A 21,594-nucleotide genomic window follows, 5' to 3' on the forward strand; every position below is an offset into this window, starting at 1 on the left:
TTTAAGCTTTTAAAAATACTATTATTTATTGATGAGCATATTTTTGTGTTGTTAAATATAATGCAAAAAAAAATCCTAAACTTTAGTTTAGAATTTTGAATATTATTTAGATAAAACGCAGTCTTCACAAGCTTTAATTTCTCCGTAATATGTTTCTCTATATTTGTGTACCGTTTCTATAGGTATGATATTAAATAATCTTTTTTGAATGTAGGTTACATTGGTGTGTAGTTTTCCCATTTTGGGCGTAAATCGTTTTTCTAAGCGTGTTTTTCTTTTAATTTTAATCAGTTTCATGTTTTCTAGTATCATTAATAAATCGGCTGCAAATTTATTATGATTTGAAAGGGCTGTCTATTTATAACTGTTAAAATCCGATAAAAGGGTGAAGAAACATGAATATGTAAAACATTACAAGTAGGTTTTATGGATATGATATTCTAAGGGTGATATAATTATCATATAAGAACATTAAAAAGCAGGAAACTGATTGAAAATCGTGAGAATTACTTGTAATTAATGGTTTTTGTTTCTTGTTTGGGTGAATTATGAACTGTTTTTGTAAATTTACTAAAACTTAGCTATAAATTATTTGTCAAATAATCAATCAGATTTAGATAGAGATTTTTTTCCACCTTTATTTTCTTTTATGATCATACTTCATAAAATAGGGGATTGATGTACCTATTAAATATTCTAAACTTATGAATTAAGCAGCAAAACGAGTTTTAATTATTACTGATGTCGTAAATTGTTTACAAATAATAAGTTACTCGTTATTCATTCTCATAATCATGTACAAATATGATGAAAGGACTGCTAGCCATTAAGTTCGGGTTTGTTCCTTCAATTCCTTCGGGAATTGGTTGGTTGCGTGTTTCGTAGTACTTTTTCCAACTAGGCATAGGGTTTCCTGTGCTGTCGTTAAATGTCATTGGTTGTGTAAGAAAAGGAATAGAATCTTTAGGTAGGTCTTGAGAAGAAAACATTTTATAAACTAATTCGGAACAATAATAAGAATTGTCATCCCATAAAAAAATCTCATCATAAGGTGTTTTTATTCTTTCAATACCATAGGCTATTGCTTTAGAAATATAAGGCTGGTAATAACTATCTAGTCTAGCCACTGTGGTTTGAGATTTATTGAGTTTATTTTTATTTCTATTCAGAAACTTTTGCAATGGAGTCTGACGAATACCTTCTTTTGGTATCGCTTCTACTACAAACCATTCTTTATTTTTTTGCATTGCCATACCAACATGCGAATAGTTTTTAGAAACTGAAGTTGCCGTTACGTTTTTAATAGCATTGTCTATTTCACCTGTTCCTGTGTTTTGAAATAGTAAGTCTCCTTGTTGCAGTTCAAATTTATTCTTTTGACTAGTTTTGCAACTGAATAAAATTAAAGAGAGTATAAGGAAAGGATAAGTCTGATTTAAGATTTTATTCATGATTTATTGTTGTTAAATTTAGGAATCGCAAAATTACAACGAACTAAATAGATCTAGAATTATTTTAGATTTTTATTTTAACGATTAATCATACCAAGTATGTTTCTGCTATTTTTTTAAACTAACATTTACAACTTGTTTAATATTCTCAATCTCCGTATAATCCTTCCCTTGCCAAATATTTTCTAACTCCAGTTGTTTGTCAATTTGGGCAACCATTTCAAAATTTTTAAGTCCGCTGTGTTTTGGTTAAATACTAAGATTTAAAAATGTTGCAATCGAATTTATAGAAGTTGGATATGGGGAGTTATTGAAATGTTTAATGAGTCTTTAAAATGAAAAAACGAACAAGAAAGAGTTCGTTTTTATTTTTGTGATTGATTTTCGGTTTCGTTAACGGATTGGTATAAGAAACGTAGGGCAGTAGATAAGCACTATCGTTTCGGGTTTAACACTTAGCTAAATATAAATATTTTGATTTTATATTTTCGGATTTAAATGCCAAATTTTATATTTAGCGGACTTTGTAAATAAACACAGAACTTTGGAATTAAGACAAAAGCCCTATGCTTTTTATACATTGTTGGCATTTCGTTGTTTTTATTCCGATTTTTAATTATTCAGTTGAGTTTTGTTTTTTGAATGGAATCCATTTTAAAATTAATCCTAAACCTACAGCACATAAAAATCCTGAAGCTGTCTTCATAAAACTATTATCAAGTAATAAATATGCTATAATTGCGAAAATCAAAACTGCAATTCCCTTAATTTGTGATTTATTCATAATGTTATTTTTTCTAATTTATAATATTTTTCAATTCCGCAAACTTTCTAAATTCCGATTTTGAGTGATAATTCCGCCAATTTAATTTTCAGAGTTTGAGTAAATTCACACGTTTTGCAATTCCCACAATTCATAAATTTAATTTTGTTGACGAGCGAGAGAGTGTTCATAATTTTTATGCTGTACTTTTCTTCTTTTTTAAGGTAAATAATAGTGAAATAACACAAATTATTACAATACCAATTGGATTTACTTTTGAGTTTTCAAATTTTATAAACTCAAAAAAAATATTTAAACCAAAAAATAATAATCCTAAACTTTGTATAATTACAAATATCTTATTTTTCATACTTTTTTATTTTGTGTTGAGTGATTTCGCCAATTACTTGCAACTCTTATGATATTAAATCATTGCAATGTTTTATATCAGAAGCTAACGAAGTTAGCTTTTTTTAATTTTAGAATCAAACTAAATTAACTCTTTTGTGGTTGTTTTTAAGCTGAAAATTAGAGTGTTTTTTATACTTAATTTTTCAAATAAGATGTATAATTCTTCCCTTACCAAATATTTTCTGACTCCAGTTGTTTGTCAATTTGGGCAACCATTTCAAAGTTTTTAAATCCATTGTATTTTGGGCAAATAGTAAGATTTAAAAATGTTACAATCGAATTTATAGAAGTTGGATATGGGGAGTTATTGAAATGTTTAATGAGTCTTTAAAATGAAAAAACGAACAAGCAAGAGTTCGTTTTTATTTTTGTGATTGATTTTCGGTTTCGTTAACGTTGTTGTGTTATGGAAAGTTGCGATTTTTATGAACGGCTATTTTCCGAAGGAAAATTGAAGTGAGTAAAAATGCAACAGCCTTAGGCTTAGCTAAAAATAAGCAATTTTTTATACACGGTGTTTATCACGTTATTTATCTTTTAATGCTTTTTCAATCTCTTTCTCAGCTGCAATTGAGGGTTCATTAATATTTGAATTTATTATTTTTCCATCTTTACCTATAAGTATATATCTTGGTATTGATTTAATATTATAATTTTTTCCAAATTCGGTATGCATACCTTTTCTTATAAATAGATTTTTCCCAAATTCATTATTTTCTTTTTCAATAAAAGACAACCATTTATCTTTTGATGAATCTACTGAAACAAATAAAACTTCTACATCATTATTGTTTTTGAATTTTTCAGCAAATTCTTTTACTCTTGGTCTGTGATTTATACAAGGTCCACACCATGTAGCCCAAACATCAATAAAAAGGACCTTCCCTTTTAAGCTTTGTAAATTAAAGTTTCCTCCAAATTTATCTTGAGCATCAAATAAATATGCCATTTCTCCATTTTGAGAGGCATAAAAAGAAGAAGAAGGTTGTTCAATTATGTAATGATAAGTATTATTTTTTTCAGAACTTAAAGCTTTAGATAACACTTCTGTATTGAATAGTTTTTCATGTTTTTGCCAATATGATGGACTCTCAATCAATGCTTTAATGTAGTTTGCTTTTAAATAATCGGCTAAATCTTTATTATTTGTCTTTTTTTCAATAAACCTTAAAAAATCAGTAATACTTTCTATCGATTTATTTTTTCTCAAATACTCAATTTCATATTTATAGAGATAAATATCAGGAAGCGATTTTAATGTTTCGTTTACTTCCGGAATATTTTTAATAAAATCAAAGTAACTATCATTTGGGTTTAACCCTTTAGATATTCTGCCTAAAAAAAACAAAAATGAATAAATTCTTGCATCATTTTGGAAATATAAAATATCTGCTATTTCAGAACTGAATTTTTCTTTGAATTTCTTTATTTTATTTTCTCTTTTAGTTCTAAATTTTTCAAATAAGATTAGAATAGAATCTGTATTTTTAGTTTTAAATATAAATGAACTATTTTTAGATATAAATGGCACAGTACTTTTCCAGAGATAGTTGACCAAAGAATCGCTCTTGTTATTAGTAATTATCGTAGAATCTGAAAGAATCGATATATTCAAGTCTTTATTTCGAGCTAATATAGTCAGATATTGGTTGTTATATCTTTTATCGTGTAGGTTGGCTACAGTAGGACTATTTATTTGAACAGTTCTTATTTCGTTCTCCTTATAAATTTGGGTAATTGGTTTTTTAGTGATTAATTCGGAAACATATATTGTGTCCAATTTAATCTTTGAATTTAAACTAATCTCAAAGCTATTATTTTCTTCTTTACAGGAATACAGTAAGTATAAAACACTTAATACTAATATGTACTTTGATTTCATTTAGAATTTTTTTTATGTGCTACAACGTTGTTGTGTTATGGAAAGTTGCGATTTTGTGAACGAGTATTTTCCGCAGGAAAATATAAGTTTGCAAAAATGCAACGACTTTGGGTTAAGCTAAAAATAGCAATTTTTTATACACGGTGTTGTAGCAAGTTTTTTATCCATTCGGACATTCAATTATTGTTATTTCTTCTTTCATTTTAATGTTAATTTCTAAAATATTATTCCTATTGAATAATTCTTTTTTTACATTTCTTTTTTCAGTTTTAAATCCTAAAAAAGAAAATTGGATGATTAATTCATCTTTTTTATTCAAAAGGTCAAATACATTTACTTTATAATCTCCGTTTTCATTCACTTTAATTTTCAAATTTGAGTTTTGAATATTCACATTTACGTATTTGAATGAGTCTCCGACATTATCTTTAATATTACCATAAATTATTAAAGAATCTTTTTCTTTTCTAAATTCAACAGATTTTGATCCAAATATAATTTCAGACTTAATTTTATTTTCTAAAGGGTAAAATAGCATAGCAGAAGCTATAATTAATAAAAAATATTTCATATTTGTGTTCAGTTTTTAATTTGCTACAACTCTAATAATATTAAATCGTTTCAATGTTTTATATCAGAAGTTAACGAAATTAGCTTTTTTTAATTTTAGAATCAAACTAAATTAACTCTTTTGTGGTTGTTTTTAAGTTGAAAATTAGAGTGTTTTTTATACTTAATTTTTCAAATAAGATGTATAATTCTTCCCTTGCCAAATATTTTCTAATTCAAGTTGTTTATCAATTTTAGCAACCATTTCAAAGTTTTTAAGTCCGTTCCATTTTGGAGCAATTAGCAAATCTATAGGTGCTTGACTAATAAAGCGCTCTATAACAATATCTGGTCTTAATAAAGTAACAAATTTGGTTATAAAGGCAATATAGCTTTCTTGTGTAAACAGATTAAAATCTTCGGGGTTTCGTTTGTATTGAGACGCCATGATAGATTGCTTTACAATCTGTAAATGGTGCAGTTTTAAAGTGTCTATAGGTAGCTTCGAAATTTCAATGGCATGGTTTAATAAATTCTCTTTGGTTTCTCCTGGTAAACCGATAATTAAATGTGCGCCTAAATGAAAACCCCTGTTTTTACATTTATTAAAAGTAGCAATACTATCATCATAAGAATGACATCTGTTTACTTTTTCTAAAGTTTTGTTCGAAGTGCTTTCCACTCCGAATTCTAGAGAAATAAAATATGTTTTTGATAAAAAGGATAAGTAATCGATCACTTCATCAGAAATACAATCGGGTCTTGTTCCAATAACCAAACCAATAACATTAGGAACGCTTAACGCTTCCTCGTACATTTTCTTTAACGATTCAAAATCTGAGTAGGTATTTGTATAAGCTTGAAAATAGGCTAAATATTGTTGCGTTTTATATTTGGTAGAAAACCGAGAAATTCCCTCTTCTAATTGTTGTTTTACACTTTTGGTAGGTTCGCAATAATCTGGGTTAAAAGTATCGTTGTTGCAATAGGTGCAACCACCGTATCCTTTAGAACCATCTCTATTAGGACAAGAGAAACCAATGTCTAAAGATATTTTTTGAACCCTTTCTCCGAAGGTTAATTTGATAAACGAAGCGTAATCTAAATAACGCTTTCCTGAAATTTTCATGAAAAGTAAGTTTGATAAATTATTGCATTAATCTATTGAATATTTAGCTTTTATATGAATTCTAGATACAATTCTGTCTAAAAGCGGAATCACTAGAACTGACATTTCTAAAGTTAATTACATTAAGTAAAACCTATATAGGTTTAGGTTTTTCAATTCGTTGTTAAAAAAGAATAGAAATATTCTAAAGCAAAAAAAAACTCCAATCGGTAAAGATTGGAGTTTTTTAGAATTTTATTTTTGAGCTAATTGCCATTTCCAAGAAGACGCTAATGCTTCTTCTAGCGTTTTTTCTGTTTTCCAGTTCAACTCTTTATTTGCAATAGTGGTGTCTGCAAAAGCAGCAGTAATATCACCTTCTCTTCTAGGAACAATTTTATAATTTAAAGGTTTTCCAGAAGCTTTTTCAAAAGCTTTAATTACTTCTAAAACAGAACTACCGGTTCCTGTACCCACGTTAAAGTACTCAAAAGCCTTTTTATTGTTCTTTTTAATCAAACGTTGTAATGCAGCAATGTGTGCTTTTGCTAAATCTACTACGTGAATATAATCACGAACAGCTGTTCCGTCTACGGTATCATAATCATCACCAAAAACAGATAATTCATCACGCATACCTGCAGCAGTTTGTGTAATATAAGGTATTAAGTTTTGAGGAACTCCTAAAGGTAATTCTCCAATCTTAATAGATGGATGTGCTCCAATAGGGTTAAAATATCTTAATGCGATAATATTTAAACCATGTGCTCTACTCGCATCACTTAAAATTTCTTCGCCAATTTGTTTGGTGTTCCCGTAAGTAGATTCTGCTGCTTTTACAGGTGCATTTTCTGTAATAGGCAATTCATCTGCTTGTCCGTAAACGGTACAAGAAGAAGAGAAAATAAAGTTATCTAACTTTCTGTCTCTCATTTCTTGTAATAAATATACTAAAGAACCTAAGTTGTTTTCGTAGTAATCTAAAGGTCTGTGCATGCTTTCTCCAACCGCTTTAAAAGCAGCAAAGTGAATAATACCGTCTACTTTGTTGTTTTCGAAAAAGCTTTTTACATCACTTTTAATTCTTAAATCGATTTGATGAAAATCTGGCTTAATACCTGTTATAGATGTAATGTTATCTAGTACACCGATAGATGTGTTCGATAAATCATCGATAATTACTACTTCAAAACCTTCGTTTTGTAATTCTACAACGGTGTGAGAACCAATAAATCCTAATCCTCCTGTAACTAATATTCTTTTCATTCTGTTTTATTTATGCATAATTAAGAGGAGTTATAATGCAGTAGTATGTTTGGTTATTATAAGATAGCAATGTTGTTTTTCCTCTAAATAACAATGCTGTCCTTTTTAGTTTACAAATTCTAAAATAGTCTTTGTAATAAACTCTAACTGTTCTTTGTCTAGCTCTGTGTGCATTGGTAAAGAAATTACTGTTTTTATCAACTCATTAGTAACTGGGAAATCACTTTCGTTGTAACGAGTATCTGTATACGCTTTTTGAGAATGCAAAGCTACTGGATAGTATATCGCATTCGGAATTCCGCTGTCTAACAAATGTTTGTGTAAAGCATCTCTTTTTCCGTTTGTAATTTGCAACGTATATTGATGAAAAACGTGGCAATCGCAAGTATCGCAAATTTCTCCACAACTTTGTGTTGCGTTCGATTTTGTTACAGGTGTAATAATGTGTTCTGAAGTCGATAATGCTGTGTTATAAAAACGAGCAGCATTTCTTCTTGCTTCACAATAAGTATCTAAAAGTGGTAATTTTGCTTTTAAAACTCCGGCTTGTATAGAATCTAAACGAGAATTTACACCTACTACATCATGGTAATAGCGCGTGTACATTCCATGATTTACAATACCTCTAATTGTATGAGCCAATGCGTCATCATTTGTGAAAATTGCACCACCATCACCATAACAACCTAAGTTTTTAGATGGGAAAAAAGAAGTTGTTCCTACGTTTCCAATAGTACCTGCTTTCTTTTTTGTTCCGTCTTTAAAGGTGTAATCCGCTCCAATTGCTTGTGCATTGTCTTCAATTACAAAAAGATTGTGCTCTTTTGCAATTTCCATAACAGCATCCATATTTGCTACTTGTCCGAATAAGTGAACAGGTACAATGGCTTTTGTTTTTGGAGTAATCGCTCTTTTTAAAGCTTCAATATCTATGTTGTACGTTTCTGCATCTACATCTACTAAAACAGGAGTCAGTTTTAACAATGCAATTACTTCTACAGTTGCTGCAAAAGTAAAATCGGCAGTTATTACTTCATCACCTTGTTCTAAACCTAATCCCATCATTGCTATTTGCAATGCATCTGTTCCGTTTGCACAAGGAATTACGTGCTTTACACCTAGGTATTTCTCTAAATCTGCCTGAAATTCATGAACTAAAGGTCCATTGATGTATGCTGAAGTATCTAAAACTTGTTCTATAGAAGAATTTACAGCTTCTTTTATTTGTTGATATTGACCTTGTAGGTCAACCATTTGAATTTTTTTCATATAAAAAATTTTGCTCATCAAAAATACGAACTTACTTTCATTTTCTTTGTAGTTATCCGTAAATAATAATTCTGTTATCTTTGAAAAAAATCAATTTTATGAAGTTTTTAGGACGTTTTTTTAAAATTCTGTTAATTCTTGTAGTCTTGCTAGTGGTTTCTGTTTGGTTGTACTCTACAACATATCATCCAAAATATTCTGGGGAGTTAGAATTGAAAAATATTTCTGAAGAAGTAACCGTTTATTTTGATGATATTGGAGTGCCTCATATCAATGCTCAAAATCAAGAAGATGCTTATGTTGCCTTAGGATATGTGCATGCGCAAGAAAGATTGTGGCAAATGGAATTAATGCGAAGAATTGCATCAGGAAGATTGTCTGAGATTTTTGGAAAGGATTTGGTGAGCGTAGATCAGTTTTTTGGGGGATTAGGAATTGAAGAAGCTGCAGAGGTAACTATTGCAGGTTTAGATAAAACGACTCAATCTTATATTTTAACCCAGTCTTATTTAGATGGAATCAATCAATATATAGAAGAAGGAAAAACGCCTTTAGAATTTACGATGGTAGGAGTGGAGAAAGAGAAATATACAATAAAAGATATTTATAATGTTTTTGGTTATATGTCTTTTAGTTTTGCTGTTGCTCATAAAACAGATCCTTTATTAACTGAAATTAAAGAAAAACTTGGGGATTCTTATTTGAATGAATTATTGAATATTAATAATGAGTATTTAACAATTAACAGAACAAGTATTCCAACTAAAGTTGAAGCAACATTTTCTAAATCAGTAGCTGCCATTATGGACGATTTACCTGTTTCTCCTTTTATTGGTAGTAATTCTTGGATTCTAGGTCCAGAAAAAACGAAGAACGGAAAAGTGATTTTTGAAAACGATCCGCACATAGGGTTTTCGCAACCTTCAGTTTGGTATCAAAACCATATAAAAACACCAGATTTTGAAATTTATGGATTCAATATTGCTTTAATGCCATTTCCTTTATTAGGACATAATAGAGAATATGCTTATGGTTTAACTATGTTGGCTAATGATGATTTAAACTTTTATGTAGAAGAAAATAATCCTGCGGATGCAGCAGAATACAAAACCGTAGATGGTTATAAAAAATATGAATTTAGGGACAAAACCATTCGTATAAAGAATGAAGATGATACTACTTTTCATGTTAAAGTAAGTAAACATGGACCTATAATGAATAATTTAATAACACATATTATAGATGATAGACCTATTGCCATGAATTGGGTGTACACGCAATTGCCTAATGAAATGTTAGATGTTTCTTATAAAATGTCTCATGCAAACTCTATGGCAGATTTTAAAAGTGGAGTTGCTAGAATTCACGCACCAGGATTGAATGTAATGTATGGTGATGCGAAAGATAATATTGCTTGGTTTTCTTCGGCAAGATTGTATCAACTAAGAGACAGTTTGTCTTCTAAAACTTATTTAAGCGGATCTTCAGGTAATGATGAGATTTTAGAGTTTTTACCTTTTGAAGAAAATCCGCAAGCTATAAACCCAAGTTGGAACTATGTGTATTCGGCCAATAATCAAGTAGATTCAGTAAGAGGGAAATTGTATCCTGGTTATTATCAACCTCAAGACAGAGCTAAAAGAATTGTAGAATTATTAGATAATAAGAATGATTTTACAAAAGAAGATGTTGCGAATATGACTTATGATGTGAAGTCGTCTACCGTGCCTAATATTATTCGTGATTTGTTAAAAAGTGTAGATAAATCTGATTTGTCTGCATCGGAAAGAAAAGCGTTTTCTGTACTTGAAAGTTGGGATGGAAACTATTTAAAAACAGCTGTAGGTCCTACAATTTACAATCGTTTTTTATATGAGTTTTTAAGTGCTACCTATAAAGATGAATTGGGTGATAGTTTCGAGTTGTTTATCAATTCGCAATTGCAAGATGAAGTATTGCCAAATCAACTAAATAGAAAAAATTCTGTTTGGTGGGATAATGTGACTACTAAAGATAAGATTGAAACAAGAAGTGATGTTGTTCAGGCTTCTTTTAAAAAGTCTTTTATGTTTTTACAAAATCAGTTAGGTGAAAATGTAGAAAATTGGACTTGGAACAGAGTTTTTTCTGTAGAATATGAGCACGCCATAGGTAAAGCAGGTGGCTTGTTGCGTAAACTATTTAATTTAGGGCCTTATGAAACTATTGGAGGAAATGAAGTGATAAATAATCAGATTTTTAAATTAGATAGCACAGGGTATTATAAGGTAACTGCAGGGCCATCTACAAGAAGAGTTATCGATTTTTCTGATATAGAAAATAGTTTAGCAATTATTCCTACAGGGCAATCTGGAAATGTGTTTAGTAAGTATTACAAAAATCAAACTAAAAAGTATTTACAAGGTAAATTTGTGAAAATGAAGTTGAATCAAGCTGAAATTGAACAAAGTGAAGATGTTATGATCTTTAAGCCGATGAAATAGGATGTTTTCTTCTTAGTCATCTGAAAAAAATAAAACACTTAGTTTTGTCATTTCGACCTTTTGGGAGAAATCCCATAAAGTTAGGTAGGTCCTTGTTATCACTGTTATGAGATTTCTCCTATCGTCGAAAAGACAATTGTTATGCGGTTTTGCAATCAGTTTGTCATTTCTATCCTTAGTGGAAAATTATATAAAATTAGGTAGGTGTTTGTTATCACTGCTATGAGACTTCTCCTTTCGTTGAAATGAAAATTGGAGTCAAAAATGATATTCAGAGGTGTTTTAAGAATGTAAAATTACAAACAAGCGTTCCAAATAACTTCTTTTGGAGTTGGTGCTGTAACGGTAACTTGTTCTTTAGTTACTGGGTGTATAAATTGAATTTTGCGAGCATGTAAATGAATACTTCCATCTTTGTTGCTTCTATCAAATCCGTATTTTAAGTCTCCTTTTATAGGGCTACCAATATTTGATAATTGCGATCTAATTTGGTGATGTCTACCAGTTTCTAAATCAACTTCTATTAAAGAATAATTGTCTAGTTTTTTAATTACTGTGTAATGAAGAATTGCTTTTTTACTTCCGTCAATTTCTTTAGCGTATGCTGTAGACTTATTATTCTTCGGATTCTTTTTTAAGAAATTAATTAAAGTGTCCTTTTCTTTTTTTGGACGGTTTTTTACAACTGCCCAATACGTTTTATGAATGGTTTTTTCTCGTAACATCTTATTAAGACGTTCTAGAGATTTAGACGTTTTTGCAAAAATAATAATACCAGAAGTGGGTCTATCTAGTCTGTGTACAACACCTAAATAAACATTTCCGGGTTTGTTATACTCGTCTTTAATGTATTCCTTTACAACATCACTTAAAGGTTTGTCACCTGTTTTATCACCTTGTGTAATATCGCCTGCGCGTTTATTTACAATGATAATGTGGTTGTCTTCAAATAAAATTTGTAGATTTTCTTTAGTAGAATGCATTTTTGATTATTTAAAATCTTTAGCAACATCTTCATTCACTCCATCAATAAAATCTAAAAACTCTTCTCTACCAAGTCCGGTTGAAGAAGATGTAATAAAAGATTTAGGAAGCGTTTCCCAAGTGTTTAATAATTTCTTTTTATAAGAAGTAATTTGTTTGTTCAGTTTAGAACTTCCTAATTTGTCTGCTTTGGTAAAAGCGATACAAAACGGAATTTGGTTTTCACCTAAAAACTTCATGAATTCTAAATCAATTTTTTGAGGATCGTGTCTAGAATCAATTAAAACAAAAGTACATACTAATTGCTCTCTTTCTTTGAAGTAGTTCTCTATAAAAAACTGAAAAATGGTTCTTTTCTTTTTAGATACTTTAGCATAACCGTAACCAGGTAAATCTACTAAAAACCACTCATCATTTATTTTAAAATGATTAATAAGTTGTGTTTTACCAGGTTTTCCTGAGATTTTTGCTAAATCTTTACGCTCCATCAACATGTTAATTAATGAAGATTTACCAACATTAGAACGTCCAATAAATGCATATTCTGGCATTCTTTCCTGTGGAGCCTTCGTAACATTACTGTTGCTCATTACAAAATCTGCAGATCTAATTTTCATTATATAGTATAAGGTTCTTTAATTTTTATAATATTTCTCTGCGAGAATTATATGTTTCTAGAAGTAAGCCAAGTATGAAGAATTGTATTAAATTCTTCTGGTTTTTCCATCATTGCTGCATGTCCACATTTATCAATCCAGAATAAGTCTGAGTTCGATAAAAGTTTATGAAAGTCTTCGGCTGCTTCAGGTGGTGTAACACCGTCTTGTTTTCCCCAAATTAAACATGTTGGATGTTTCATGTCGGGTAAATCATTCGCCATATTATGTCTTATGGCACTTTTGGCAATAGATAACGTTTTTAATGCTTTCATTCTGTCATTAACAGTACTGTAAACATCGTCTACTAACTCTTTAGTTGCAATTGCAGGGTCGTAAAATACTTCTCTAGCTTTTTGCTCTATATATTCGTAGTTTCCTCTTTTAGGAAAACTATCTCCCATCGCTTTTTCATACATTCCAGAACTTCCTGTAAGTACAAGCGCACTTACCTTTTCTGGGTAGTGTTTTGTAAAATACAACGCTATGTGTCCTCCTAAAGAATTTCCTAAAAGAATGGCGTGATCTATATTTTTATGTTCTAAAAATTCTTTTAAAAACTTCGCTAAGTTTTTAACATTCGTTTTTATAAGGGGTAATGAGTATAAAGGTAATTCAGGTATTAAAACCTTGTATCCGTTATTGGAAAAATGATCAAATGTGGAATCAAAATTACTTAAAGCACCCATTAATCCGTGTAAAATAATGATTGCAGGTCCTTCTCCAGCTTCTGCATATGTAAATTTCCCTTCCTCTGTTAACTTATCAGTCATTAATTTTTAATTGGCTTAGAAGCAAATGTAATTCTTTTTTGCGAAATAAATATCGTTTTCGTAAACGACTATTTTTAAAATAAAATAGATTCTAACTGCAATGAATTGTTAATAAAAGCGTTATTTATTAACAAAGTGGTAAAAAGTGGTAAAAAGTGGTAAAATTTACATATTTTTGACTTCAATATAATATATATTAAGAGTGATAAACCTAATCGGTACATATGAGTGTAAATCAGATGCTAAGGGGAGATTGATGTTTTCATCAGCCTTTAAAAAGCAACTGGATTCTGTGTTACAAGATGGTTTTGTGGTGAAAAGAGCTGTTTTTCAACCGTGTTTAGAGTTGTATCCAATGAAAGAGTGGAACTTGATGATGGAAAAAATCAACAAACTTAACAGGTTTAATAAAAAGAATAATGATTTTATTAGAAGATTTACAGCAGGAGTAAAGATGGTAGAATTAGACGCTAGTGGTAGAATTTTAATTCCGAAAGACTTGTTTGAGTTTGCGGGTATTAAAAAGCAAGTAGTAATGTCTTCTTCAGTGAATATCATTGAAATTTGGGATAAAGAGAAGTATGAAAAAGCCATTGATGATGCAGCAGATGATTTTGCTGATTTGGCTGAAGAGGTAATGGGAAATACAGAATTAGATGAATTATCATAATCCAGTTTTATTGCAAGAGAGTGTAGACGCGTTAGCTATTAAAGAAGATGGTGTTTATGTAGATGTTACGTTTGGTGGCGGAGGGCATTCAAGAGAAATTTTGAAAAGATTGGGTGCTAATGGAAAATTGTTTGGTTTTGATCAAGATCCAGATGCTTTAGGGAATGTGATTGATGATGAGCGTTTTACTTTAATACCTGAGAATTTTAGATATATCTCAAGATTTTTAAGGTTTAATGGTGTTCGAAAAGTAGATGGCGTTTTGGCAGATTTAGGCGTTTCTTCTCATCAATTTGATGAAGCGGAAAGAGGTTTTTCTACTCGTTTTGATGGTGATTTAGATATGAGAATGAATCAAAAATCTAAAACATCGGCTAAAGAAATTGTGAACACGTATTCTGAAGAGAAATTAGCGGAAATATTGTTTTTATATGGTGAGTTGAGAAATTCTAGAAATATAGCAAAAACAATTGTAGAGAAAAGACAAGAAGAGAAAATTGATACAAGTTTTCAGTTAAGGCAAGTGTTGCAAAAGTATTTGCCGAAAGCAAAAGAGCATAAAATAATTGCACAGATTTTTCAGGCAATTCGAATAGAAGTAAATGAGGAATTAGATGTTTTAAAAGAGTTTTTAGAACAGATGCCTAATTTATTAAAAGAAGATGGTCGTTTAAGTGTAATTTCATATCATTCTTTAGAAGATAGATTGGTAAAAAGGTTTATAAGAACTGGTTTATTTAAAGGTGAGTTGGAGAAAGATGTGTTTGGTAGAAGTAATGAGCCAATGCAAAAAGTTGGTAAGTTAATTGTACCAACGGTAGAAGAAGTGAAGCTTAATAATAGGGCTCGTAGTGCTAAGCTAAGAATAGCAACTTTAAGAAAATAGGATGTCTAAAGTTAAAAAAGGAGTCTACGATTTTCTGAGAGGAAGTTTTCTTACAGATGAAGCGGCTTTTAAAAATTGGCGAATCATCATTTTTGTGGTTGTGTTGTTATTGATTATGATAACGAGTGCGCACAAAGCGGAGCGAAAAGTTATTCAGATATCAAAGTTGAATAAAGAGAAAAGAGAGTTAAGAGCAGTGTATGTAGATACTGGTACTATTTTAATGAGAATGAAAATGGAGTCGAGTATCAGAGAAAAAGCAAAAGCAAGAGGTTTAGAGCCTTTAAAATCCCCTCCCAAAAAAATAAAAGTAACCATTAAAGATTAATAAAATTGGCAACTCACAAAAAAAGCATACTTACCAAATTCTACATAGTAGCTGCTTTTATGACGCTGTTTTTGTTGGCTATTGTGTTTCGTATTTTTTCCATTCAACATACGGAGGGAGATAAGTATAGAAAACTGTCTACAGAATTAACTATCAGGCAAGATACTATTTACGCTAATAAAGGAAATGTCTATGCGGCAGATGGTAATTTGTTGGCTACTTCTATGTCTAAATTTACAATTAGGATGGATGTGGTGGCTGTGGATAGTGAGGTTTTTGAAAAAAACTTTGTAGCATTGTCTAAGGCTCTTTCTGGCATGTTTGGTAAAACACCTTATTATTATCAAAATAAATTAAGAACTGCAAAAAAGAGAAGAAACAGGTATTTGTTAATCGCTAGAAATGTAGGGTATACAGATTATTTGAAGGTTAAAGAATTTCCAATTTTTAAAAAAGGTGTTTATAGCGGTGGTTTTATAGCAGAGCATAAAACGGTAAGAGCGCATCCTATTGGTAAAATTGCAGAACGTACTATTGGGTATGATGATTTTAGAGGTGAAGCAGGGATAGAAGGTGCTTTTGCAGATTATATGCAGGGGCAAAATGGTTTAAGGTGGAAGCAGAAAATTGCTAAAAATCAATGGAAACCTATAAATGATGTAAATGAAAAAGAGCCTGTTGATGGGCATGATATTATAACAACAATAGATGTTAATATTCAGGATATTACGCATCATGCTTTGTTAGATAAGTTAGAGTATTTTGAGGCTGAACATGGTTGTGCAGTGGTTATGGAGACTGCTACGGGTGAGATTAAAGCAATTTCTAATTTAGGTAGAACTTCTAGAGGAACTTATTACGAGAAAAGAAATTATGCTGTTTGGGAGAGTCATGAACCTGGTTCTACTTTTAAGTTAGCAAGTATGATGATTGCTTTAGATGATAAGGTTGTAGATACATCTACGGTTATAGATACGGAGAAAGGTAGGATTTTTGTAAACCGAAGAAAGGTAGAAGATTCTCATCACGGTGGTTATGGTAAGATTTCTGTTGGTCGAATTTTAGAGGTTTCTTCTAATGTTGGTGTCGTAAAAGTGATTCAGAAATATTATGATAAAAACCCTCAAAGGTTTTATGATAAAATAGCTGAATATGGTTTTACAGAGCCAATTGGTTTTCAGATAAAAGGAGAAGGGAAGCCTTACATACCAAATCCAAAAGATAAAGAATGGAGTAAAATTTCATTAGAATGGATGTCTTGGGGCTATGGTATTTCTATAACGCCAATGCAAACATTAATGTTTTATAATGCTATTGCAAACAATGGTGTGATGGTGAAACCAAGATTTGTAAAAGAATTAAGAAAGGAAGATAAAGTTGAAAAAGTTTTTGAAACTGAGGTTTTAAATCCGAAAATAGCTTCTGATGAAACTTTAAGTAAGTTGAAAAAAGTGTTGGAAAACGTAGTAGAAAAAGGTACAGGTAGAGGTATTTATTCTCCTAATTTTTCTATGGCGGGTAAAACAGGTACTGCTAAAAAATACATTCCTAGAACTAAAAATAGTAAAGGAGAATGGGAAGGCGGTTTTTATTCAAGTAAACGTTATGTGGCTTCTTTTGCTGGTTTTTTTCCTGCTGATAATCCAAAATACTCTTGTATTGTAGTTATTCATGATCCGAAGAAAAAGAAAGGATATTATGGTGCAACAGTTGCTGGACCTGTTTTTAAGGAGATTGCACAGAAGATTTATACAACAACTCCTATAGACAATCAATCTGTAGATGATAAAATAGAATTTGCAGCTATTGATAAGCAGTATTTAGATTTTGATAAAAAATCAAATGTAGAGTATCAAGAAATTCCGGATGTTAGAGGAATGTCTGGTATGGATGCTTTGGCTTTGTTAGAAAATATCGGATTAAAAGTACAGTTTACTGGTGTTGGTAAAGTGAAGTCTCAATCACTAAGAAAAGGAGAAAAATTAATAAAAGGACGAACTATTATTTTAAAACTTTCATAAACTGAAGAATTTAAAAGACATATTATATCAGGTTGCTATTGATCAAGTATTTGGGATTACAGATATTGAAGTAAATGCTGTTGTTTTCGATTCTAGAAAAATTGAAAAGAATGACGTTTTTGTTGCTCAAAAAGGAGTTTCAGTAGATGGTCATTTATATATTGAGAAAGCAATTAGTTTAGGTGCAGTTGCAATTATTTGTGAGGATTTTCCTGTGGATAAAAAAACGGGAATTACATATATTCAGGTTGCAGATGCTAATGTTGCTTTGGCGATAATGGCGTCTAGTTTTTATGAAAACCCGTCGAATAAGATGCCGTTAGTAGGTGTTACGGGTACAAACGGAAAAACTACGATAGCATCACTTTTGTATCAATTATTTAAAAAAGCAGGTTATAAAGTAGGTTTACTTTCAACAGTTAAAATTTTAGTTGATGATGTTGAATTTAAGGCAACGCATACAACTCCAGATTCTGTAACCATCAACAGTTATTTAGATAAAATGATTGATGCAGGTGTAGATTATTGTTTTATGGAAGTGAGTTCTCATGGAATTCATCAGAAAAGAACAGAGGGATTAACGTTTGCTGGTGGAATTTTTACCAACCTATCTCATGATCATTTAGATTATCATAAAACGTTTGCTGAATACAGAGATGTAAAGAAAGTGTTTTTTGACTCATTACCTAAGTCAGCATTTGCGCTTACTAATATCGATGATAAAAATGGCGACTTTATGTTGCAAAATACGAAAGCTAAGAAAGTAACTTATGCTTTAAAAACATTAGCAGATTATAGAGCTAAGATTTTAGAAAAGCAATTTTCTGGTACGCTTTTAAAAATAAATGAAACAGAAGTTTGGACCAAGTTAATCGGTCAGTTTAACGCTTCTAACTTATTAGCAATTTTTGCAACAGCAGAATTGTTAGGGTTAGAGAAGTTAGAAATTTTAACCATAATTAGTCAGTTAGAGAATGTAAGTGGTCGTTTCGAGTATGTTATTTCAAGTGATGGGGTTACGGCAATTGTAGATTATGCACATACGCCAGATGCTTTAAAAAATGTGTTAGAAACCATTAATGATATTAGAAACGGTAATGAAAAACTGATAACAGTAGTTGGTTGTGGTGGTGATAGAGATGTTACGAAAAGACCAAAAATGGCACATATTGCTTCTCAGTTAAGTAGTCAAGCAATTTTTACATCAGACAATCCTAGAACAGAAAACGCGCAGACTATTTTAGATGAAATGGAACTTGGTGTTGCAGCTGAGAACTATAAAAAAACATTGTCAATTTTAGACAGAAGACAAGCAATTAAAACTGCTTGTAAATTCTCTGAAACAGGAGATATTATTTTAATAGCAGGAAAAGGTCATGAAAATTATCAAGAAATTAATGGAGTGAGAGCTCATTTTGATGATTTAGAAGAAGTAAAGAACTGTTTCAATCAATTAAAAAATAATTAAGAATGCTATATTATTTATTTGAATATTTAGAAAATATAATGGATTTCCCTGGTGCTGGATTGTTTCAGTTTATCACATTTAGAGCTGCGGGAGCTTTTATTTTATCATTATTAATTTCAACCATTTATGGTAGAAGAATTATAGATTTTTTAAGAAACCAGCAAGTAGGAGAAACAGTAAGAGATTTAGGTTTAGACGGACAGAAACAAAAAACGGGTACGCCAACAATGGGAGGTGTTATTATCATTTTAGCAACTTTAATTCCTGTTTTGTTATTAGCTAAATTAGATAATATCTATGTAATCTTATTGATTATTACTACCGTTTGGATGGGGTTAATTGGTTTTTTAGACGATTATATAAAAGTTTTCAAAAAAGATAAAGGTGGTTTAAGCGGTAAGTTTAAAGTCTTAGGTCAGGTTGGTTTAGGTGTTATTGTAGGTTCTATGTTATATTTTAATGATGGAGTTACCATAAAGGAGCAATTACCAAAAGAGCAGCAAATAGTAAATAAAGATGGACGAAAAATTGTTTTTGGAGAAGCGCATAAATCTACTAAAACTACAGTGCCATTTTTTAAAGATAATGAATTAGAGTATTCAAAAGCCTTCAGTTTTTTAGGTGATGGATACGAGAAGTATGGATGGATTGTTTTCATTTTTGTAACTGTTTTTATTGTAACAGGAATTTCAAATGGTGCAAATTTAACAGATGGAATTGATGGTTTAGCTACTGGTTCATCTGCCATAATAGTGTTAACCTTAGCGGTTTTTGCTTGGGTTTCTGGTAATATCATTTTTGCAGATTACTTAGATGTTATGTATATACCAGATTCAGGAGAAATGACTGTTTTTATACTGGCATTTGCGGGAGCATTAATTGGTTTTCTGTGGTACAATACGTTTCCTGCTCAGGTTTTTATGGGAGATACGGGGAGTTTAACAATTGGTGGAATTATAGCGGTTATTGCAATTGCTATTCGTAAAGAGTTATTGCTGCCAATTTTAGCAGGAATATTTGTGATAGAAAATCTTTCGGTAATTATGCAGGTTTCTTGGTTTAAGTATACCAAAAAGAAATTTGGAGAAGGAAGAAGAATTTTTAAAATGGCGCCTTTACATCATCATTATCAAAAATCAAACTATCACGAAAGTAAAATTGTAGTCCGTTTTTGGATTATTGGAATCTTGTTAGCAGTATTTACAATTGTTACTTTAAAATTAAGATAAATGAAAAGGCTTGTAATTCTTGGTGGAGGAGAAAGCGGTGTTGGTACAGCGCTTTTAGGAAAACAAAAAGGATACGAAGTCTTTGTTTCAGATAAAAATAAAATATCAAAAGAGTATAAAGAAGTTCTTTTAAATAACGAGATCGATTTTGAGGAAAATCAACATACAGAAAGCAAAATTTTAAATGCAGATGTAGTGATGAAAAGTCCTGGAATTCCAGACACGGTTGCTTTAATTCAGCAACTAAGAGAAAAATTAATTCCTGTTGTTTCAGAAATTGAATTTGCAGCACAGTTTACGGCCGCGACTATTGTAGGGATTACAGGTTCTAATGGAAAAACAACCACAACATTATTACTGCATCATATTTTAAAAAAAGCAGGATTAAATGTAGGTGTTGCAGGTAATATTGGTGATAGTTTTGCACAACAAGTTGCGGAAGAATCTTACGAAAACTATGTGTTAGAGTTAAGTAGTTTTCAGTTAGATGGAATAGAGAATTTTAATAGTCATATTGCAATTTTAACAAATATTACACCAGATCATTTAGATAGGTACGAATACGATTTTAATAAATATATAGATTCAAAATTTAGGATCACAAAGAATCAGACAGCAACCGATTATTTAATTTATGATGCAGATGATAAAGCCATCAATAATTGGTTAAAAGAACATAAAACAAGCGCAAAATTAGTTCCGTTTTCGCTTGAAAAAGAATTAGAGTATGGAGCGTATATCAAAGACAATAATATTATTATCAATATAAATAAAGACAAAATTAACATGCCGTTATCAACTTTATCAGTAAAAGGAAAACACAATACCAAAAATGCTATGGCAGCTACTATGGCGGCTCAATTATTAAAAGCTAGAAAGCAAGTTATTATTGAGAGTTTAGAAGATTTTGAAGGAGCAGAGCATCGCTTAGAAAATGTAGCAAAAGTTAGAGGTGTAGAGTATATAAATGATTCTAAGGCAACTAATGTAAACGCAACGTATTATGCGTTAGAATGTATGGACAAAACTACTATCTGGATTGTTGGTGGTGTAGATAAAGGGAACGATTATAATGATTTGTTGCCTTTGGTAAGAGAAAAAGTAAAAGCAATTGTTTGTTTAGGTGTTGATAATGATAAAATTAAAAACACTTTTGGAAACGTGGTAGATATTATAGTAGAAACTGCAGGAGCAGAAGAAGCTGTAAAAGTATCTCACAAATTAGCAGAAAGTGGAGAAGCTGTTTTATTGTCGCCAGCATGTGCAAGTTTCGATTTGTTTGAAAACTATGAAGATAGAGGTCGTCAATTTAAGAAAGCAGTAAGAAGTTTATAAAAATTGTGTAATCGTGTAACTGTTTATACGTTGTATTATAAAGTAAAGTTTAATATTTAAAA

The 21,594-nt window shown here is 30.7% G+C and carries 20 protein-coding genes; 8 read left to right on the plus strand and 12 right to left on the minus strand.

Annotated elements, in window-relative coordinates; all coding sequences use genetic code 11:
• Nucleotides 1-102: 102 nt before the first annotated feature.
• The 9 genes from WHD08_RS15875 to WHD08_RS15915 form a co-directional block, all read right to left on the minus strand.
• A complete protein-coding gene (locus tag WHD08_RS15875; RefSeq protein WP_165732480.1) occupies nucleotides 103-297 on the minus strand; it encodes a hypothetical protein in 195 nt (64 codons plus the stop codon).
• 479 nt (nucleotides 298-776) lie between these two features.
• Nucleotides 777-1,451: a YiiX/YebB-like N1pC/P60 family cysteine hydrolase gene (locus WHD08_RS15880; RefSeq protein WP_244183293.1), complete on the minus strand. Its 675-nt coding sequence runs from the start codon at nucleotides 1,449-1,451 to the stop codon at nucleotides 777-779.
• Between the two features lie 616 nt (nucleotides 1,452-2,067).
• Entirely contained in the window at nucleotides 2,068-2,235 is a 168-nt protein-coding gene (locus tag WHD08_RS15885; RefSeq protein WP_165732481.1) for a hypothetical protein, read from the minus strand.
• 175 nt (nucleotides 2,236-2,410) lie between these two features.
• Entirely contained in the window at nucleotides 2,411-2,584 is a 174-nt protein-coding gene (locus WHD08_RS15890) for a hypothetical protein (RefSeq protein ID WP_165732482.1), read from the minus strand.
• 567 nt (nucleotides 2,585-3,151) lie between these two features.
• Nucleotides 3,152-4,507, minus strand: a complete 1,356-nt coding sequence (locus tag WHD08_RS15895; RefSeq protein WP_340832968.1) for a TlpA disulfide reductase family protein — start codon at nucleotides 4,505-4,507, stop codon at nucleotides 3,152-3,154.
• A gap of 160 nt (nucleotides 4,508-4,667) precedes the next feature.
• Complete coding sequence (locus WHD08_RS15900) at nucleotides 4,668-5,078, minus strand: carboxypeptidase-like regulatory domain-containing protein (RefSeq protein ID WP_208890099.1); 411 nt, start codon at nucleotides 5,076-5,078, stop codon at nucleotides 4,668-4,670.
• Nucleotides 5,079-5,240: 162 nt separating this feature from the next.
• Nucleotides 5,241-6,185 carry a TIGR01212 family radical SAM protein gene (locus WHD08_RS15905; protein WP_208890097.1) on the minus strand — a complete coding sequence of 315 codons (945 nt, stop codon included), beginning with the start codon at nucleotides 6,183-6,185 and terminating at the stop codon, nucleotides 5,241-5,243.
• 234 nt (nucleotides 6,186-6,419) lie between these two features.
• Nucleotides 6,420-7,430 carry a UDP-glucose 4-epimerase GalE gene (gene galE / locus WHD08_RS15910; RefSeq protein WP_208890096.1) on the minus strand — a complete coding sequence of 337 codons (1,011 nt, stop codon included), beginning with the start codon at nucleotides 7,428-7,430 and terminating at the stop codon, nucleotides 6,420-6,422.
• Between the two features lie 105 nt (nucleotides 7,431-7,535).
• Complete coding sequence (locus WHD08_RS15915) at nucleotides 7,536-8,699, minus strand: DegT/DnrJ/EryC1/StrS family aminotransferase (RefSeq protein WP_208890094.1); 1,164 nt, start codon at nucleotides 8,697-8,699, stop codon at nucleotides 7,536-7,538.
• Nucleotides 8,700-8,797: 98 nt separating this feature from the next.
• Between WHD08_RS15915 and WHD08_RS15920 the strand changes: the two genes are divergently transcribed.
• On the plus strand, nucleotides 8,798-11,182 hold the full coding sequence (locus WHD08_RS15920; protein WP_208890092.1) for a penicillin acylase family protein: 2,385 nt from the start codon (nucleotides 8,798-8,800) through the stop codon (nucleotides 11,180-11,182).
• Between the two features lie 296 nt (nucleotides 11,183-11,478).
• Here WHD08_RS15920 and WHD08_RS15925 read toward each other — a convergent pair whose 3' ends face one another.
• From WHD08_RS15925 to WHD08_RS15935, 3 genes are read right to left on the minus strand one after another with little or no spacing between them, the layout of a single operon-like run.
• Nucleotides 11,479-12,165 (minus strand): RluA family pseudouridine synthase, encoded by a 687-nt coding sequence (locus tag WHD08_RS15925; RefSeq protein WP_208890091.1) that lies wholly within the window; start codon nucleotides 12,163-12,165, stop codon nucleotides 11,479-11,481.
• A gap of 6 nt (nucleotides 12,166-12,171) precedes the next feature.
• Nucleotides 12,172-12,783, minus strand: a complete 612-nt coding sequence (gene yihA / locus WHD08_RS15930) for a ribosome biogenesis GTP-binding protein YihA/YsxC (RefSeq protein WP_208890089.1) — start codon at nucleotides 12,781-12,783, stop codon at nucleotides 12,172-12,174.
• A 47-nt stretch (nucleotides 12,784-12,830) separates the two neighbouring features.
• Nucleotides 12,831-13,595 carry an alpha/beta fold hydrolase gene (locus tag WHD08_RS15935; RefSeq protein WP_165732491.1) on the minus strand — a complete coding sequence of 255 codons (765 nt, stop codon included), beginning with the start codon at nucleotides 13,593-13,595 and terminating at the stop codon, nucleotides 12,831-12,833.
• A 202-nt stretch (nucleotides 13,596-13,797) separates the two neighbouring features.
• Here WHD08_RS15935 and mraZ point away from each other — a divergent pair, with 202 nt between their 5' ends.
• From mraZ to murD, 7 genes are read left to right on the plus strand one after another with little or no spacing between them, the layout of a single operon-like run.
• Nucleotides 13,798-14,265, plus strand: coding sequence for a division/cell wall cluster transcriptional repressor MraZ (mraZ, locus tag WHD08_RS15940; RefSeq protein WP_166386584.1), 468 nt, complete (start codon nucleotides 13,798-13,800; stop codon nucleotides 14,263-14,265).
• Nucleotides 14,252-15,151, plus strand: coding sequence for a 16S rRNA (cytosine(1402)-N(4))-methyltransferase RsmH (gene rsmH / locus WHD08_RS15945; protein WP_165732493.1), 900 nt, complete (start codon nucleotides 14,252-14,254; stop codon nucleotides 15,149-15,151). The genes mraZ and rsmH overlap by 14 nt, the downstream gene beginning before the upstream one ends.
• Nucleotide 15,152: 1 nt before the next feature.
• Nucleotides 15,153-15,479, plus strand: coding sequence for an FtsL-like putative cell division protein (locus WHD08_RS15950; protein ID WP_165732494.1), 327 nt, complete (start codon nucleotides 15,153-15,155; stop codon nucleotides 15,477-15,479).
• A 59-nt stretch (nucleotides 15,480-15,538) separates the two neighbouring features.
• Nucleotides 15,539-17,500: a penicillin-binding protein gene (locus WHD08_RS15955; RefSeq protein ID WP_208891158.1), complete on the plus strand. Its 1,962-nt coding sequence runs from the start codon at nucleotides 15,539-15,541 to the stop codon at nucleotides 17,498-17,500.
• 1 nt (nucleotide 17,501) lies between these two features.
• The gene (locus WHD08_RS15960; protein WP_208891157.1) at nucleotides 17,502-18,968 is read left to right on the plus strand and encodes a UDP-N-acetylmuramoyl-L-alanyl-D-glutamate--2,6-diaminopimelate ligase; all 1,467 of its coding nucleotides are present in this window, start codon (nucleotides 17,502-17,504) and stop codon (nucleotides 18,966-18,968) included.
• 2 nt (nucleotides 18,969-18,970) lie between these two features.
• Nucleotides 18,971-20,197 (plus strand): phospho-N-acetylmuramoyl-pentapeptide-transferase, encoded by a 1,227-nt coding sequence (gene mraY / locus WHD08_RS15965; protein ID WP_165732495.1) that lies wholly within the window; start codon nucleotides 18,971-18,973, stop codon nucleotides 20,195-20,197.
• Nucleotides 20,198-21,532, plus strand: a complete 1,335-nt coding sequence (murD, locus tag WHD08_RS15970) for a UDP-N-acetylmuramoyl-L-alanine--D-glutamate ligase (protein ID WP_208890087.1) — start codon at nucleotides 20,198-20,200, stop codon at nucleotides 21,530-21,532.
• Nucleotides 21,533-21,594 lie beyond the last annotated feature (62 nt).

The sequence above is a fragment of the Polaribacter sejongensis genome (genome assembly GCF_038024065.1).
Classification (GTDB): Bacteria; Bacteroidota; Bacteroidia; order Flavobacteriales; family Flavobacteriaceae; genus Polaribacter; species Polaribacter sejongensis.

What these genes read in the sequence shown, in the direction of transcription:
- yihA (WP_208890089.1), bottom strand. Translation starts at nt 12,783, where the DNA reads ATGAAAATTAGATCTGCAGATTTTGTAATGAGCAACAGTAATGTTACG.
- WHD08_RS15900 (WP_208890099.1), bottom strand. Translation starts at nt 5,078, where the DNA reads ATGAAATATTTTTTATTAATTATAGCTTCTGCTATGCTATTTTACCCT.
- WHD08_RS15915 (WP_208890094.1), bottom strand. Translation starts at nt 8,699, where the DNA reads ATGAAAAAAATTCAAATGGTTGACCTACAAGGTCAATATCAACAAATA.
- WHD08_RS15925 (WP_208890091.1), bottom strand. Translation starts at nt 12,165, where the DNA reads ATGCATTCTACTAAAGAAAATCTACAAATTTTATTTGAAGACAACCAC.
- rsmH (WP_165732493.1), top strand. Translation starts at nt 14,252, where the DNA reads ATGAATTATCATAATCCAGTTTTATTGCAAGAGAGTGTAGACGCGTTA.
- WHD08_RS15885 (WP_165732481.1), bottom strand. Translation starts at nt 2,235, where the DNA reads ATGAATAAATCACAAATTAAGGGAATTGCAGTTTTGATTTTCGCAATT.
- WHD08_RS15880 (WP_244183293.1), bottom strand. Translation starts at nt 1,451, where the DNA reads ATGAATAAAATCTTAAATCAGACTTATCCTTTCCTTATACTCTCTTTA.
- galE (WP_208890096.1), bottom strand. Translation starts at nt 7,430, where the DNA reads ATGAAAAGAATATTAGTTACAGGAGGATTAGGATTTATTGGTTCTCAC.
- WHD08_RS15895 (WP_340832968.1), bottom strand. Translation starts at nt 4,507, where the DNA reads ATGAAATCAAAGTACATATTAGTATTAAGTGTTTTATACTTACTGTAT.
- WHD08_RS15890 (WP_165732482.1), bottom strand. Translation starts at nt 2,584, where the DNA reads ATGAAAAATAAGATATTTGTAATTATACAAAGTTTAGGATTATTATTT.
- mraY (WP_165732495.1), top strand. Translation starts at nt 18,971, where the DNA reads ATGCTATATTATTTATTTGAATATTTAGAAAATATAATGGATTTCCCT.
- WHD08_RS15955 (WP_208891158.1), top strand. Translation starts at nt 15,539, where the DNA reads ATGACGCTGTTTTTGTTGGCTATTGTGTTTCGTATTTTTTCCATTCAA.
- WHD08_RS15935 (WP_165732491.1), bottom strand. Translation starts at nt 13,595, where the DNA reads ATGACTGATAAGTTAACAGAGGAAGGGAAATTTACATATGCAGAAGCT.
- WHD08_RS15875 (WP_165732480.1), bottom strand. Translation starts at nt 297, where the DNA reads ATGAAACTGATTAAAATTAAAAGAAAAACACGCTTAGAAAAACGATTT.
- WHD08_RS15920 (WP_208890092.1), top strand. Translation starts at nt 8,798, where the DNA reads ATGAAGTTTTTAGGACGTTTTTTTAAAATTCTGTTAATTCTTGTAGTC.
- WHD08_RS15905 (WP_208890097.1), bottom strand. Translation starts at nt 6,185, where the DNA reads ATGAAAATTTCAGGAAAGCGTTATTTAGATTACGCTTCGTTTATCAAA.
- WHD08_RS15950 (WP_165732494.1), top strand. Translation starts at nt 15,153, where the DNA reads ATGTCTAAAGTTAAAAAAGGAGTCTACGATTTTCTGAGAGGAAGTTTT.
- murD (WP_208890087.1), top strand. Translation starts at nt 20,198, where the DNA reads ATGAAAAGGCTTGTAATTCTTGGTGGAGGAGAAAGCGGTGTTGGTACA.